The organism is Pseudomonas sivasensis (assembly GCF_021391435.1).
GTDB lineage: Bacteria > Pseudomonadota > Gammaproteobacteria > Pseudomonadales > Pseudomonadaceae > Aquipseudomonas > Aquipseudomonas sivasensis.
Map to the genome: position 1 here is coordinate 4,077,016 of NZ_CP090029.1, position 14,252 is coordinate 4,091,267.

The following is a 14,252-nucleotide window of genomic DNA, read 5'->3' on the forward strand; positions in this document are numbered from 1 at the left end:
CATGAACGATCACAACAACAGCATCGAATTGGAAACCGCCATGACCACCACCACCATGACCATGATCCAGGCCCTGCGCTCGGCCATGGATGTGATGCTTGAACGTGATGACAACGTGGTGGTGTTCGGCCAGGACGTGGGTTACTTCGGCGGTGTGTTCCGTTGCACCGAAGGCTTGCAGACCAAGTACGGCAGCTCGCGGGTGTTCGACGCACCGATCTCGGAAAGTGGCATTATCGGCGTGGCCGTGGGCATGGGTGCCTATGGCCTGCGCCCGGTGGCTGAGATTCAGTTTGCCGACTATGTGTACCCCGCCACCGACCAGATCATCTCCGAAGCGGCGCGCCTGCGTTATCGCTCGGCCGGCCAGTTCACTGCACCGCTGACCATGCGCATGCCCTGTGGCGGCGGCATCTACGGCGGCCAGACCCACAGCCAGAGCATCGAAGCGGTGTTCACCCAGGTCTGCGGCCTGCGCACGGTGATGCCGTCCAACCCATACGACGCTAAAGGCCTGCTGATCGCCTCGATCGAAAACGATGACCCGGTGATCTTCCTTGAGCCTAAACGCCTGTACAACGGCCCGTTCGATGGCCACCACGACCGCCCGGTAACACCGTGGTCGAAACACCCGCAAGCGCAAGTGCCGGACGGTTACTACACCGTGCCGCTGGACGTGGCCGCCATTGTGCGTCCGGGGTCGGCAGTCACCGTGCTGACCTACGGCACCACGGTTTATGTGTCCCAAGTCGCTGCCGAAGAAACCGGCATCGACGCCGAAGTCATCGACCTGCGCAGCCTGTGGCCGCTGGACCTGGAGACCATCGTCAAATCCGTGAAGAAAACCGGCCGTTGCGTGGTGGTGCACGAAGCCACCCGCACCTGCGGTTTTGGTGCCGAGTTGGTGGCGCTGGTGCAAGAGCATTGCTTCCACCACCTGGAAGCGCCGATCGAACGCGTCACCGGCTGGGACACCCCTTACCCGCACGCGCAGGAGTGGGCGTATTTCCCAGGCCCGTCCCGAGTGGGCGCGGCGTTGAAACGGGTCATGGAGGTCTGAATGGGCACGCACGTTATCAAGATGCCGGACATTGGCGAAGGCATCGCGGAAGTTGAACTGTCGGTCTGGCATGTGAAGGTCGGCGACATGGTCGTCGAAGACCAGGTGCTGGCGGATGTGATGACCGACAAGGCGATGGTGGATATTCCCTCGCCGGTGCACGGCAAAGTGATTTCCCTTGGCGGCGAGCCGGGTGAAGTGATGGCCGTGGGCAGTATTCTGATCAGCATTGAAGTAGAAGGTGCGGGCAACGCCAAGGAGGCGCCCGTGGTGGCGGAGCCGGTGAAAGCTGCTCCCGTTGTCGAGGCCAAACCTGCACCAGTGGTTGAAAGCAAGCCCGCGCCCGTCGTGACCGCACAGGCCCCTGTGGCCCGCGATGCCGATGAACGCCCCCTGGCCTCCCCCGCCGTGCGCAAGCATGCGCTGGATGCCGGAATTCAACTGCGTCTGGTCCAGGGCTCCGGCCCCGCCGGGCGGATCCTGCACGAAGACCTCGACGCCTACCTGCAACAAGGGGCGTCAAACGCTTCGACGGCAGCCAACCCTTACGCCGAACGCAACACCGAAGAACAGATCCCGGTGATCGGCATGCGCCGCAAGATTGCCCAGCGCATGCAGGACGCCACCCGCCGTGCCGCGCATTTCAGCTATGTGGAAGAGATCGACGTCACCGCCCTCGACGAGCTGCGCGTGCACCTCAACGAGAAGCATGGCGCAACGCGCGGCAAGCTGACGTTACTGCCGTTTATCGTGCGCGCCATGGTCGTGGCGCTGCGGGATTTCCCGCAGATCAACGCGCGTTATGACGACGAAGCCCAGGTCATCACCCGCCTCGGCGCGGTGCATGTGGGCGTCGCCACCCAGAGCGACGTGGGCTTGATGGTGCCGGTGGTGCGTCACGCCGAAGCCCGCAGCCTGTGGGGCAATGCCGAGGAAATCGCGCGTTTGGCCACGGCCGCGCGCAATGGCAAGGCCAGTCGTGACGAGTTGTCGGGTTCGACCATTACCTTGACCAGCCTGGGCGCCTTGGGCGGCATCGTCAGCACCCCGGTGCTGAACTTGCCGGAGGTGGCTATCGTTGGCGTCAACCGTATCGTTGAGCGGCCAATGGTGATCAAGGGCCAGATCGTGATTCGCAAAATGATGAACCTCTCCAGCTCCTTCGATCACCGCGTGGTCGATGGCATGGACGCGGCGCAATTCATCCAGGCCATTCGCGGCCTGCTCGAACAACCCGCCAGCCTGTTCCTGGAGTAATGGCATGACTCAGACATTGCATACCACGCTGCTGATTATCGGCGGCGGCCCTGGCGGTTATGTGGCCGCCATTCGTGCCGGCCAACTGGGCATCCCGACCATCCTGGTGGAAGGCCAGGCGTTGGGCGGCACCTGCCTGAACATCGGCTGCATTCCGTCCAAGGCCTTGATCCATGTGGCCGAGCAGTTTCAGCAAACCATCCACCATAGCCAGGGTTCGCAACTGGGTATCGAAGTGGATGTGCCGACCCTGGACATCCGCAAAAGCGTTGAATGGAAAAACGGCATCGTCGACCGCCTGACCACTGGCGTCGCCGCACTGCTTAAAAAGCACAAAGTGCAGGTGATCCACGGCTGGGCCAAGGTGGTGGACGGCAAGACCGTCGACGTTGGCGACCAGCGCATCCAGTGCGAACACCTGCTGCTGGCCACCGGTTCGAAAAGCGTCAACCTGCCGATGCTGCCAATTGGCGGGCCGATCATCTCCTCCACCGAAGCCCTGGCGCCGACCCGGGTGCCCAAGCGCCTGATTGTGGTGGGCGGCGGCTACATTGGCCTTGAGCTGGGGATTGCCTATCGCAAGCTGGGTGCTGAGGTGAGTGTGGTCGAGGCCCAGGATCGCATCCTGCCGGCTTACGACGCCGAGCTGACCCAGCCGGTGAACGAATCTCTCAAGCAACTGGGGGTGAAGCTGTACCTCAAGCACAGCGTCACCGGGTTTGCCGACAACTGCCTGCAAGTGCGTGATCCGAACGGCGATACGGTGTCGCTGAAGACCGATCAGGTCCTGGTGGCCGTGGGTCGCAAACCCAACACCCAAGGCTGGAACCTTGAAGCGCTGAACTTGGCGATGAATGGCGCGGCAATCAAGATCGACAGCCGTTGCCAGACCAGCATGCGCAATGTGTACGCCATCGGCGACTTGAGCGGCGAGCCGATGCTCGCCCACCGCGCCATGGCCCAGGGCGAAATGGTTGCCGAACTGATCAGCGGTCAACACCGCGAATTCAACCCGGCGGCAATCCCGGCGGTGTGCTTTACCGACCCGGAACTGGTGGTGGTCGGCAAGACCCCGGACGACGCCAAGGCGGCAGGCCTGGACTGCATCGTGTCGAGTTTCCCCTTCGCAGCCAACGGCCGGGCGATGACCCTGGAGTCGAAAACCGGCTTCGTGCGAGTGGTGGCGCGGCGTGACAATCATCTGATTGTCGGCTGGCAGGCCGTGGGTGTGGGTGTATCTGAGCTGTCCACTGCGTTCGGCCTGAGCCTGGAAATGGGTTCGCGCCTGGAGGATGTAGCCGGCACCATCCACGCTCACCCGACGCTCGGCGAGGCGGTGCAGGAAGCTGCGCTGCGCGCATTGGGCCACGCGTTGCATCTGTAAAACCGTGGTGAGGCCATCGGGGGCAAGTCGAATCGTCGCACCGCCCCTCCCACAGGGGAATGCATTCCACATGTGGGACGGGGCTTGCCCCCCGATAGCGGTGGATCGGTCAAAACAGAGGCTGAAGGCTTCCACCCAGTGGCTCCCACACAAGCCAAGAATGAAGTATTGTTGCGCCCATTCAGAAAAAAACCGACTTGACCAAAGATAGAGGGTGTCATGGGTAACGAAAGCATCAATTGGGACAAGCTGGGTTTTGACTACATCAAGACCGACAAACGGTATATCCAGACCTTTAAAGACGGCGAGTGGCAAGCAGGCTCCCTGACTGACGACAACGTGCTGCACATCAGTGAGGGCTCCACCGCTCTGCACTATGGCCAGCAGTGCTTTGAAGGCCTCAAGGCCTACCGCTGCAAGGACGGCTCGATCAACCTGTTCCGTCCGGACCAGAATGCCGCGCGCATGCAACGCAGCTGCGCCCGCCTGCTGATGCCCCATGTGCCGACCGACGTGTTCATCGACGCCTGCAAACAGGTGGTCAAGGCCAACGAGCGTTTCATCCCGCCGTACGGCAGTGGCGGCGCGCTGTACCTGCGCCCGTTCGTGATCGGTACCGGTGACAACATCGGCGTGCGTACCGCGCCGGAGTTCATCTTCTCGGTGTTCTGCATTCCGGTCGGTGCCTACTTCAAGGGCGGCCTGGTGCCACACAACTTCCAGATCTCCACCTTCGACCGCGCCGCGCCACAAGGCACCGGTGCTGCGAAAGTGGGCGGCAACTACGCGGCCAGCTTGATGCCGGGCTCTGAAGCGAAAAAATCCGGTTTCGCCGATGCGATCTACCTGGATCCGATGACTCACTCGAAGATCGAAGAAGTCGGCTCGGCCAACTTCTTCGGGATCACCCACGACAACACGTTCATCACGCCGAAGTCGCCTTCGGTGCTGCCAGGCATCACCCGCCTGTCGCTGATCGAACTGGCCAAGACCCGCCTGGGCCTGGAAGTGGTCGAAGGCGAAGTGTTCATCGACAAGCTGGCTGACTTCAAGGAAGCCGGCGCCTGCGGTACTGCTGCGGTGATCTCGCCGATCGGCGGCATCCAGTACAACGGCAACCTGCATGTGTTCCACAGCGAAACCGAAGTCGGCCCGATCACCCAGAAGCTCTACAAAGAGCTGACCGGTGTGCAGACCGGCGACGTCGAAGCACCAGCGGGTTGGATCGTGAAGGTCTAACAGCCTCAACGCATATCCCATGTGGGAGGGGGCTTGCCCCCGATAGCAGTGGGTCAGTCAATGAATCTGTTGACTGATACACCGCCATCGGGAGCAAGCCCCCTCCCACATTTGCTCTCCGGCGTATTCAAGACTCTTTCGGGATATTCTCGGCAATCTTCTTACCCATGCTGACCCTCGCCTCCACCCCATACCCCAGCGCCTCGTAAAACCCCGCCACCGCCTCATTGCCACTGGTGATCTGCAGGTTGATCTTCATGCAGCCCAGCGCCGTCAACGCCTGTTCCGCATGCCGCACCAGCGAAGAGCCCAGGCCATGACGCCGGTAGTCCGTGTGCACCGCCACCGAATAGAGCCAACCACGATGCCCGTCGTACCCGGCGAGAATGGTGCCGATCACGTTTTTTTTATCCGTCGCCACGAAGAACAACCCGTCATTGACCGCCAGCTTCTTATCGATCGCCAGGCTCGGCAGGTTATGGGCCGTGTCATAACCAAACGCCGCCTGCCATAGCTCAATCACCTGCGCGCGATGCGGACGATCGCGATATGGCCCGATGGGGTAGCGCGATGACAACGTCTTTTCCATCACCAGCGTGCGCTCGTTGCCATGGTAAACATCGCGCACCGTGTGAAACCCCAGCTTGGTGTAGAACGGCTCGGCGGTCAGCGAAGACGGCACACTTAATACGGTGACTCCTGCTTCGCGGGCGCGTAGTTCGATTTCCATCATCAGCAACCGGCCAATGCCCTGCCCTTGCAAGGTCGGGTTGACGAACACCGAGCGCACCACATTGGCATCAAGTGCCGCCGTGGCGACCACCCTCTGATCCTCAATCGCCACCAGCACGACACGGCGCTTGAGCAAGGCCAACACCGCGTCCGGCGTGAAGTTGCTCGCCACACGGGCAATCACGTCCGCCGGGTAATCCCGCGCATTGCTGCTGTGCAGGGCCGCCAGGATGACCTGGCTGATCCCTTCGGCATCGGTGGGTTGGGCGAGACGAACGGCGGTAGACATGATTCCTCCTGGCTGACGGCGCTATAACAGGCGCCACTGTACCAATGTGGGAGGGGGCTTGCCCCTCCCACATTTTGACCGCATTCCACCTCTCGCAGCCGATTCGGCTGGCCTACCCCCCTTTTCAGCTTTCCCGGCTGAGCCGCCCCTTGGTTTCAGCCGGGATTCATCCCGCACAAGCCACAAAATAGCCCCACTGCATCTTTGTTCACCGCCTTACTCATGGATCCGTGCACCCATGCAAACCACCAACACCGTCTTGATGATTCGCCCGGCGCGCTTTGCCTTCAACCCGGACACTGCGATCAACAACCGCTTTCAACGCCCGCCCCTTGACCCGCTCAGCGCACAGCAGAAAGCGCTGGAAGAGTTCGACGGTTATGTCGACACCCTGCGCCAGCACGGCGTGGAAGTGCTGGTGGTGCAGGACACTCCGGCGCCCCACACTCCCGACTCAATCTTCCCCAACAACTGGTGGAGTAGCCACGCCGACGGCAGCCTGGTGCTGTACCCGATGGAAGGCCAGAACCGACGACTGGAGCGCAACAAGGGTGTGTTGCAAGTGCTGGAGCAACGTTTTGCGATCAACAGCACCATCGACCTCAGCCACCTCGAACAACAGAACATATTCCTCGAAGGCACCGGCAGCATGGTGCTCGACCGCCAACACCGCATCAGCTACGCCTGCCACTCCGGGCGCACCCATCAGGATGCGCTGCGCGAATTCGCCGAACGCCTCGACTACCGGCTCTGCGTATTCCATGCGGTTGACCGCCACCACGCGCCGATCTACCACAGCAACGTGATGATGAGCGTCGGCCGCGACCTTTCGGTGGTGTGCCTGCAAGCCCTGCCCGACCAAAACGAACGCCTGGCCCTGGAACGCTCCCTGCGCGACACCGGCAAGGACATCCTCGCCCTCGACTTCGACCAATTGGAAGCCTTCGCCGGCAACATGCTTGAAGTCCACGACCGCGACGGCCAGCCGCTGCTGGTGATGTCTGCCAGCGCCTGGGGCGCACTGCAACCGGCCCAGCGCCAGCATGTGGAACGCCATACGCGGCCTGTGGTGGTGAATATCGACAACATCGAACGCATCGGCGGCGGCAGTGCCCGCTGCATGCTCGCGGAAGTGCACCTGCCCGCCCGCCCCTCATTTCAATAAGGAGTCTTGCCATGACCCGCTATATCGACGTCAACGACCTCAGCTACCTGGTCTCGCAAAAAGGCCTGCAAACCTGCATCACCGAGATGGCCGAGTACATTCGCGCTGACTACCTGCGCTGGCAGGAGTTTGAAAAGTGCGCGCGCCTGGCCAACCACTCGCCGGATGGCGTGATCGAGTTGATGCCGGTGTCAGACGCGTCGCTGTACGCCTTCAAGTACGTCAACGGCCACCCAAAAAACACCCTCGCCGGAATGCTCACCGTCATGGCGTTCGGTGCGTTGGGCGACGTGGACACCGGCAAACCAGTGCTGCTGGCAGAAATGACCCTGACTACCGCCATTCGCACCGCCGCCACCTCGGCGCTGGTCGCGCGTTATCTGGCCCGAGACAACAGCCGCAGCATGGCGTTGATCGGCAACGGCTCGCAGAGCGAGTTTCAGGCCCTGGCCTTCCACGCCATGCTCGGCATCAACGAAATCCGCCTGTTCGATATCGACGCCAAGGCCACTGCCAAACTGGCAGCCAACCTCAAGGCCTTCCCGGCGATCAGGGTGATCCTGGCCGGCAGCGTGGCGGAAGCGGTCAAGGGCGCGGATATCGTCACCACCGTGACCGCAGACAAGGCCTACGCGACCATCCTTACTGACGAGATGATCGAACCAGGCATGCACCTCAATGCCGTGGGCGGCGACTGCCCAGGCAAGACCGAACTGGACCAACGCATCGTCGAGCGCGCCCGGGTCATCGTCGAGTACGAGCCGCAAAGCCGTATCGAAGGTGAGATCCAGCACATGCCGAAAGACTCGCCGGTGACCGAGCTGTGGCAGGTGATCAACGGCCAGGTAGCCGGCCGCGAGAATGAGCGCCAGATCACACTGTTCGACTCGGTAGGTTTTGCCATCGAAGACTACTCGGCCCTGCGCTACGTGCTCGACGTGGCCAAGGCTCTGGATGTGGGCAGCGAGTTGGAGTTGGTGCCGGACCTGGCCGACCCGAAAGACCTGTTCGCACGCCTGGCCCAGCAGCCACGCGCACAGCACAAAAAGCGCGCGTGAGACCGCTCTGGCCTACCCCTTTGCGCCGAGGGCAGGCCCGATTTACAGAGCTGAAAAGCCGATTCAGCGGGTGCAACAGCCGATTCCGCTGCAATGCTCGTTTTAACAGCGCAATTTGCGCTTTGAGCACCGGGTAAACGACACAAAAAAAGCACCACCATCAAGCATTCTGAGCCCGACCGAAGAGTCACCGAATGAATGCAAGCCGCACCCTTTTTACTGCCCTGACATCAATTACAAAATATAGGGACTGACACATGATTCCACTGCGATCACTTTTCGCTGCGTTGCTGTTGCCACTGTGCGCCAGCGCCGCCCACGCCCAGGACTGGAAAGAAATCCGCTTCGGCGTATTCCCCGAATACCCACCCTTTGAATCCGTGGCCGCTGACGGCAGCCTGCAAGGCTTCGATATCGAATTGGGCAATGCCATCTGCGCCAAGCTCGAAGTCAAATGCACCTGGGTGCACAACGAATTCGACGGCATGATCCCGGCGCTGCGCGCGCGCAAATTCGATGCCATCATGTCGTCCATGGCCGTGACGCCGGCCCGTGAAAAAGTCATCGACTTCAGCGACCGGCTGTTCCTCAGCCCAACCTCCGTGATCACCCGCAAAAGCGCCGACTTCGGCGACACGCCTGAATCGTTGAAAGGCAAGCAGGTCGGCGTACTGCAAGGCTCGTTGCAGGAAGCCTATGCCCGTGCGCACCTGGCTAAGCTCGGGGCTCAGGTCAAGGCCTACCAGTCCCAGGAACAGAACTACGCCGACCTGCAAAACGGCCGCCTCGACGCCACCCTCACCGACAAACTCGAAGCCCAGCTCAACTTCCTGTCCAAACCTGAAGGCGCCGACTTCAAGACCGGCCCGGCCTTCAAGGACCCGACCCTGCCGCTGGATATCGCCATGGGGTTGCGCAAGAACGACCAGGAATTGCGTGCGCTGATCAACAAGGGCATCGCCGCCGTCCAGGCCGATGGCACCTACGCGCAGATCCAGAAGAAGTACTTCGGCGATCAGGACATCTACAACGAATAAGCCAACACAATCCCTGTGGGAAAAGATTTGTGTGGGAGGGGGCTTGCTCCCGATAGCGGTGGGTCAGTCACAACTGCATCAACTGACACACCCTCATCGGGAGCAAGCCCCCTCCCACAAAAGCCCCCCCACAGGGGTATGTCTGCGCCCTTTAGAGATTCCCCCATGAACGAACTCCTCAACCTGCAAGGCTACGGCCCCATGCTGGCCCAGGGTGCCTGGATGACGCTCAAGCTGGCGTTCCTCGCGCTGGCCTTGAGCCTCACCCTCGGCCTGCTCGCCGCGGGCGCCAAGCTGTCCAGCGCCAAATGGCTGCGGGTGCCGGCCACGCTGTACACCACGTTGATCCGTAGCGTGCCGGACCTGGTGCTGATCCTGCTGATTTTCTACAGCCTGCAACTGTGGCTCAACGACCTGACCGAACGCGTCGGCTGGGACTATTTTGAAATCGACCCATTTACCGCCGGCGTGATCACACTGGGGTTTATCTACGGCGCGTATTTCACCGAGAACTTCCGTGGCGCAATCCTCAGTGTGCCGGTCGGCCAACTGGAAGCCGCCACCGCCTATGGCTTGAGTCGCTGGCAGCGGTTTCATCTGGTGCTGTTTCCGCAGTTGATGCGCTTCGCTCTGCCAGGCCTGGGCAATAACTGGCTGGTACTGCTCAAGTCCACGGCGCTGGTGTCGATCATCGGCCTGTCGGACCTGGTCAAAGCCGCGCAAAACGCCGGCAAGACCACCAACGAGCCGCTGTACTTCCTGATCCTTGCCGGCCTGGTCTACTTGGTGATCACCACCCTCTCCAACCGCATCTTCAAGCGCCTCGAGCGGCGCTATAACCTCGGCATCAAGGGGATGGCGCGATGATCGAATTGTTCCAGCAATACGGCCTGGCCTACCTGTTCAGTGATGGCTCGGGCCTTTCCGGCGTGGCCATGACCCTGTGGCTGTTCATCATCTCGGTGGTGCTGGGCTTCATTCTGTCGATTCCCCTGGCACTGGCGCGGGTCTCGGAGCACTTCTGGCTGCGCTGGCCGGTGGAGGTCTACACCTACTTGTTTCGCGGCACGCCGCTGTATATCCAACTGCTGATTTGCTACACCGGGCTCTACAGCCTTGAAGTGGTACAGGACAACGCCCTGCTCAACCAGTTTTTCCGCAATGCGCTGAACTGCACCCTGCTGGCGTTTGTTTTGAACACCTGCGCCTACACCGTGGAGATCTTCGCCGGGGCGATTCGCAATATCCCTCATGGCGAGATCGAAGCCGCCCGCGCGTACGGTCTGCACGGCTGGCGCTTGAATCTGTTTGTGGTGGTGCCCGCCGCCCTGCGCCGCGCGTTGCCGGCCTACAGCAATGAAATGATCCTGATGTTGCACGCCACCTCGCTGGCGTTCACCGCCACCGTCGCCGATATCCTCAAAGTGGCCCGCGACGCCAATGCCGAGACGTTCCTGACGTTCCAGGCCTTTGGCATCGCTGCCCTGCTGTACATGTTGCTGTCCTTTGCACTGGTGGGCCTGTTTCGACTGGCCGAACGTCGCTGGATGCGTTTTCTTGTTCCTACCCGAGGCTAACCCATGAATCAGTCCGCGCAGGCCCTGGCCACTTATCCTGTCGATGTACCCGCTACCAAGGCTGCAACTGCTGCCATCAAGCTGCAAGTCGAAGGCATTCATAAACGCTACGGCGAGCACGAAGTGCTCAAGGGTGTTTCCCTTAACGCGCGCCAAGGCGATGTAATCAGCCTGATCGGCGCCAGCGGCTCCGGCAAAAGCACCATGCTGCGTTGCATCAACTTTCTGGAGCAGCCCGACGCTGGAGTCATCACCCTGGACGGCATCAGCATAGAAATGCAGCAAGGACGTGCCGGCACCCGTGCCCCGGATCAGGCGCAATTGCAGAACCTGCGCACGCGCCTGGCCATGGTGTTCCAGCACTTCAACTTGTGGAGCCACATGACCGTGCTGGAAAACATCACCATGGCGCCGCGCCGGGTGCTGGGCGTAAGTGCGGCCGAGGCGGAAAAACGCGCACGGATGTACCTGGACAAGGTCGGCCTGCCAGGCCGCGTGGCAGATCAATACCCGGCGTTCCTGTCCGGCGGCCAGCAACAGCGCGTGGCGATTGCGCGGGCCTTGGCGATGGAGCCGGAAATCATTCTGTTCGATGAGCCAACGTCCGCACTGGACCCAGAACTTGTAGGAGAAGTCCTCAAAGTCATACAGACGTTGGCCGAGGAAGGTCGTACCATGCTGATGGTCACCCACGAGATGGGCTTTGCCCGCCAGGTGTCCAGCCAAGTGCTGTTCTTACACCAGGGACGGGTCGAGGAACAAGGCAGCGCCGAGATCCTCGACCACCCCAAAAGCGAGCGCTTGCAGCAATTTCTTTCCAACCGTTTGAAGTGAAACCCATGGATACCAAGGCCAACGGACCCCATACCTCCCCCGCGCTGGATCGCATCGATGAGGCAATCATCGAAGTACTGCGCCATCAGGGGCGGATCACCTATGAAAAGCTCTCGTCACTGGTGCACCTCACCCCCAGGCCTTGCCTGGAGCGGGTGCGCAAGCTGGAGCGCCGTGGAGTGATCCGTGGGTATGGGGCGATCATCGACGTGCAGATGGTCTCGCCAGGGCTGTCGTTGCTGGTGCTGGTGGCCTTGTCCAACCAAAGCGGGCGCTCGGCGCAAAAGGCCTTCGAAGCTTGCATCAAAGCCTGCCCCCAGGTGTTCGAATGCCAGTTGATCAGCGGGCCGTTTGACTACAGTCTGCGCATGCGCTGTCGGGACATGGAGCATTACCGGGTGGTATCGGAGATCTGGCTGAACAATGATGAGTTGCACATTGATAAGTTGGTGGCGCATCCGGAGTTGGCGGTGGTGAAAAATACCGCCATCGAACTGGCCTGAGCCCCTCCAACATTTTTAACCATGCCCGCTTAAGATTTTCTTACCTTGGCGCGCCGCCACCAGCTTCGCCTGCCCATCCTTCTGCTTCCCCGTACGCGCCTCGCTGATCAACCCCGGTATCAACTTGCCCTCCGGCAGATTCTTCCAGAACCGGCTGGGCAAGTGCCCTTCCATTACCTTGGGATTCAACCGCGCCGGATTGAAAATATGGCTGTAATAAGTCAGCCACATAGCGCTGTGCGGGTCTTCGACATTCTGCGCCAATTGCTGCCACGCCTCGGGGCACTCGCGCTGATGAATCAGCTGTTCACCGTCGTAATACACCCCATCCAACGGCGTAGCGATCATCCAACGATGACGCCCCATACGCCCGACAAAGTGCTGGCTGGCCGATTTCAAGATGTCATGGGCCGGCTCATGCCAGGCCACATACTCCGGCAGTTCAGGCCCCGCCTCTGCCGGTAACGCGATGAACCGCACAAACGCATGCAGGTGATGGGCTTCACGGCTGACCTGTTTGATGCGCCGCTGCAATTCGCTGCCCAGCTTGTCGCCCGCCAGCATCGCCGTGCGGTCGCCATGGCTGACCCGCCACAGCACCTCATACAGCAGGCTCCAACGCTGGTCGCCGTGATAGCAGGCCGCAGACTCCAGCAGCTCGATCAGCGCCTTGGGAATACGCGCCTGAAACGGACCGAGACCTTCAGGAATCGCCTCGTCAGTGGCGAACAAATCCGCCACTTCGGCCTCACCCCAGCTCACCTGGCTGGGGTCGACCTGATGGCTGAGCAACCAGCGCGCCTGTTCGCGCCAGGTGCTGAACAGGTTGTCGCATTCCAGGCTGATCATCCCCACAACCCCATCTGTTGCGGTTGCGGACGATCGCGCAGTTGTTCGCGCAGCAGCACGCTGGTGCTGTCAGCCTGTTGCGGGTGGTAGTCGCTGGTGATGAAAAACGGCTTGGCCTTGGCCAGCACGCAGCGCATGCGGGCCAGGTCTTCGAAGCGAATCTTGCGTTCACGACGCAGGTCCACCAGGCGTTGGGTGGTGCGCAGGCCGATACCTGGGATGCGCGCAATAAGCGTGGGTTCGGCGCGGTTCAGATCAAGGGGAAACACCTCACGATGCTCCAGGGCCCAAGCCAGCTTGGGGTCGATATCCAACGCCAGATGGCCGGGGCCTTCGAACAATTCATTGGCGCTGAAGCCATAGCTGCGCAGCAGGAAATCCGCCTGGTACAGACGGTGCTCACGCATCAAAGGCGGCGCAGCCAGGGGCACGCTTTTCGGGCTGTTGGGGATGGGGCTGAACGCCGAGTAATACACGCGGCGCAGCTTGAAGTTGCCATACAGCGCCTCGGCGCCGTGCAGGATGGTGCTGTCATCGGTATCGTCGGCGCCGACGATCATCTGCGTGCTCTGCCCAGCCGGGGCGAAACGCGGGGCGCGAGGTTCGTTGAACACGGTCTGTTCGCCGGTGTAGATGGTCTGCATGGCCTGCTTGATGGTGACGATTTGTTTTTCCGGCGCCAGGGTGTTCAGGCTGGCCTCGGTGGGCAGTTCGATGTTCACGCTCAGCCGGTCGGCGTAGCGCCCGGCTTCGGCGATAAGCGCAGGGTCGGCGTCGGGAATGGTCTTGAGGTGGATATAGCCGCGGAAGTCATGCTCTTCACGCAATAGCTTCGCCACCCGTACCAGCTGCTCCATGGTGTAGTCGGCCGAACGAATGATGCCGGAGCTGAGAAACAGCCCGCTGACGCAGTTGCGCTTGTAGAAGTCGAGGGTCAGGGTGACCACCTCCTCCGGGCTGAAACGCGCGCGGGGCACGTCGCTGGAGCGGCGGTTAACGCAGTATTGGCAGTCGTAGAGACAGAAGTTGGTAAGCAGCACCTTGAGCAACGACACGCAACGGCCGTCGGGCGTATAGCTGTGGCAGATGCCCATGCCATCGGTTGAACCCAGCCCCGCCTTGCCCTCCGAACTGCGCTTGGGTGCGCCACTGCTGGCACACGAAGCGTCGTACTTGGCGGCGTCGGCGAGGATGCTGAGTTTTTCGATCAACTGCATGGAAGGCTACCGATACTGGTTTTTTGTACAGTATCAGGCAGCCCTCCGGGT

The 14,252-nt window shown here is 61.2% G+C and carries 14 protein-coding genes; 11 read left to right on the forward strand and 3 right to left on the reverse strand.

Annotated elements, in window-relative coordinates; all coding sequences use genetic code 11:
• The first annotated feature begins 1 nt into the window (after position 1).
• From LRO94_RS18245 to LRO94_RS18260, 4 genes are all read left to right on the forward strand, one after another.
• Positions 2-1,060: an alpha-ketoacid dehydrogenase subunit beta gene (locus LRO94_RS18245; RefSeq protein ID WP_032888135.1), complete on the forward strand. Its 1,059-nt coding sequence runs from the start codon at positions 2-4 to the stop codon at positions 1,058-1,060.
• The gene (locus tag LRO94_RS18250; RefSeq protein ID WP_032888137.1) at positions 1,061-2,317 is read left to right on the forward strand and encodes a dihydrolipoamide acetyltransferase family protein; all 1,257 of its coding nucleotides are present in this window, start codon (positions 1,061-1,063) and stop codon (positions 2,315-2,317) included.
• Between the two features lie 4 nt (positions 2,318-2,321).
• Positions 2,322-3,701: a dihydrolipoyl dehydrogenase gene (gene lpdA, locus LRO94_RS18255; RefSeq protein WP_032888140.1), complete on the forward strand. Its 1,380-nt coding sequence runs from the start codon at positions 2,322-2,324 to the stop codon at positions 3,699-3,701.
• Positions 3,702-3,920: 219 nt separating this feature from the next.
• The gene (locus LRO94_RS18260; protein WP_032888142.1) at positions 3,921-4,940 is read left to right on the forward strand and encodes a branched-chain amino acid aminotransferase; all 1,020 of its coding nucleotides are present in this window, start codon (positions 3,921-3,923) and stop codon (positions 4,938-4,940) included.
• Positions 4,941-5,067: 127 nt separating this feature from the next.
• Here the strand turns inward: LRO94_RS18260 and LRO94_RS18265 are convergent, their stop codons facing one another.
• Positions 5,068-5,961 carry a GNAT family acetyltransferase gene (locus tag LRO94_RS18265; protein WP_081797742.1) on the reverse strand — a complete coding sequence of 298 codons (894 nt, stop codon included), beginning with the start codon at positions 5,959-5,961 and terminating at the stop codon, positions 5,068-5,070.
• 238 nt (positions 5,962-6,199) lie between these two features.
• On the opposite strand from LRO94_RS18265, the gene ctlX reads away from it, so the two are divergent.
• The 7 genes from ctlX (at position 6,200) to LRO94_RS18300 (ending at position 12,135) form a co-directional block, all read left to right on the forward strand.
• Complete coding sequence (ctlX, locus tag LRO94_RS18270; RefSeq protein ID WP_099600937.1) at positions 6,200-7,126, forward strand: citrulline utilization hydrolase CtlX; 927 nt, start codon at positions 6,200-6,202, stop codon at positions 7,124-7,126.
• Between the two features lie 11 nt (positions 7,127-7,137).
• A complete protein-coding gene (locus tag LRO94_RS18275) occupies positions 7,138-8,184 on the forward strand; it encodes an ornithine cyclodeaminase (protein WP_032888147.1) in 1,047 nt (348 codons plus the stop codon).
• Positions 8,185-8,441: 257 nt separating this feature from the next.
• Positions 8,442-9,221: an ABC transporter substrate-binding protein gene (locus LRO94_RS18280; RefSeq protein WP_032888149.1), complete on the forward strand. Its 780-nt coding sequence runs from the start codon at positions 8,442-8,444 to the stop codon at positions 9,219-9,221.
• 165 nt (positions 9,222-9,386) lie between these two features.
• Positions 9,387-10,088: an ABC transporter permease gene (locus tag LRO94_RS18285; protein ID WP_032888150.1), complete on the forward strand. Its 702-nt coding sequence runs from the start codon at positions 9,387-9,389 to the stop codon at positions 10,086-10,088.
• Positions 10,085-10,798, forward strand: a complete 714-nt coding sequence (locus LRO94_RS18290) for an ABC transporter permease (RefSeq protein WP_032888153.1) — start codon at positions 10,085-10,087, stop codon at positions 10,796-10,798. The genes LRO94_RS18285 and LRO94_RS18290 overlap by 4 nt, the downstream gene beginning before the upstream one ends.
• Positions 10,799-10,801: 3 nt before the next feature.
• The gene (locus LRO94_RS18295) at positions 10,802-11,632 is read left to right on the forward strand and encodes an ABC transporter ATP-binding protein (protein WP_233896853.1); all 831 of its coding nucleotides are present in this window, start codon (positions 10,802-10,804) and stop codon (positions 11,630-11,632) included.
• Positions 11,633-11,637: 5 nt separating this feature from the next.
• Positions 11,638-12,135: an Lrp/AsnC family transcriptional regulator gene (locus LRO94_RS18300; RefSeq protein ID WP_032888155.1), complete on the forward strand. Its 498-nt coding sequence runs from the start codon at positions 11,638-11,640 to the stop codon at positions 12,133-12,135.
• Between the two features lie 15 nt (positions 12,136-12,150).
• On the opposite strand, the gene LRO94_RS18305 is transcribed toward LRO94_RS18300, so the two are convergent.
• Positions 12,151-12,984, reverse strand: a complete 834-nt coding sequence (locus LRO94_RS18305) for a TIGR03915 family putative DNA repair protein (protein WP_032888158.1) — start codon at positions 12,982-12,984, stop codon at positions 12,151-12,153.
• Positions 12,981-14,201 carry a putative DNA modification/repair radical SAM protein gene (locus LRO94_RS18310; protein WP_032888160.1) on the reverse strand — a complete coding sequence of 407 codons (1,221 nt, stop codon included), beginning with the start codon at positions 14,199-14,201 and terminating at the stop codon, positions 12,981-12,983. The genes LRO94_RS18305 and LRO94_RS18310 overlap by 4 nt, the downstream gene beginning before the upstream one ends.
• Between the last annotated feature and the right edge of the window lie 51 nt (positions 14,202-14,252).

What these genes read in the sequence shown, in the direction of transcription:
- LRO94_RS18245 (WP_032888135.1), top strand. Translation starts at nt 2, where the DNA reads ATGAACGATCACAACAACAGCATCGAATTGGAAACCGCCATGACCACC.
- LRO94_RS18250 (WP_032888137.1), top strand. Translation starts at nt 1,061, where the DNA reads ATGGGCACGCACGTTATCAAGATGCCGGACATTGGCGAAGGCATCGCG.
- lpdA (WP_032888140.1), top strand. Translation starts at nt 2,322, where the DNA reads ATGACTCAGACATTGCATACCACGCTGCTGATTATCGGCGGCGGCCCT.
- LRO94_RS18260 (WP_032888142.1), top strand. Translation starts at nt 3,921, where the DNA reads ATGGGTAACGAAAGCATCAATTGGGACAAGCTGGGTTTTGACTACATC.
- LRO94_RS18265 (WP_081797742.1), bottom strand. Translation starts at nt 5,961, where the DNA reads ATGTCTACCGCCGTTCGTCTCGCCCAACCCACCGATGCCGAAGGGATC.
- ctlX (WP_099600937.1), top strand. Translation starts at nt 6,200, where the DNA reads ATGCAAACCACCAACACCGTCTTGATGATTCGCCCGGCGCGCTTTGCC.
- LRO94_RS18275 (WP_032888147.1), top strand. Translation starts at nt 7,138, where the DNA reads ATGACCCGCTATATCGACGTCAACGACCTCAGCTACCTGGTCTCGCAA.
- LRO94_RS18280 (WP_032888149.1), top strand. Translation starts at nt 8,442, where the DNA reads ATGATTCCACTGCGATCACTTTTCGCTGCGTTGCTGTTGCCACTGTGC.
- LRO94_RS18285 (WP_032888150.1), top strand. Translation starts at nt 9,387, where the DNA reads ATGAACGAACTCCTCAACCTGCAAGGCTACGGCCCCATGCTGGCCCAG.
- LRO94_RS18290 (WP_032888153.1), top strand. Translation starts at nt 10,085, where the DNA reads ATGATCGAATTGTTCCAGCAATACGGCCTGGCCTACCTGTTCAGTGAT.
- LRO94_RS18295 (WP_233896853.1), top strand. Translation starts at nt 10,802, where the DNA reads ATGAATCAGTCCGCGCAGGCCCTGGCCACTTATCCTGTCGATGTACCC.
- LRO94_RS18300 (WP_032888155.1), top strand. Translation starts at nt 11,638, where the DNA reads ATGGATACCAAGGCCAACGGACCCCATACCTCCCCCGCGCTGGATCGC.
- LRO94_RS18305 (WP_032888158.1), bottom strand. Translation starts at nt 12,984, where the DNA reads ATGATCAGCCTGGAATGCGACAACCTGTTCAGCACCTGGCGCGAACAG.
- LRO94_RS18310 (WP_032888160.1), bottom strand. Translation starts at nt 14,201, where the DNA reads ATGCAGTTGATCGAAAAACTCAGCATCCTCGCCGACGCCGCCAAGTAC.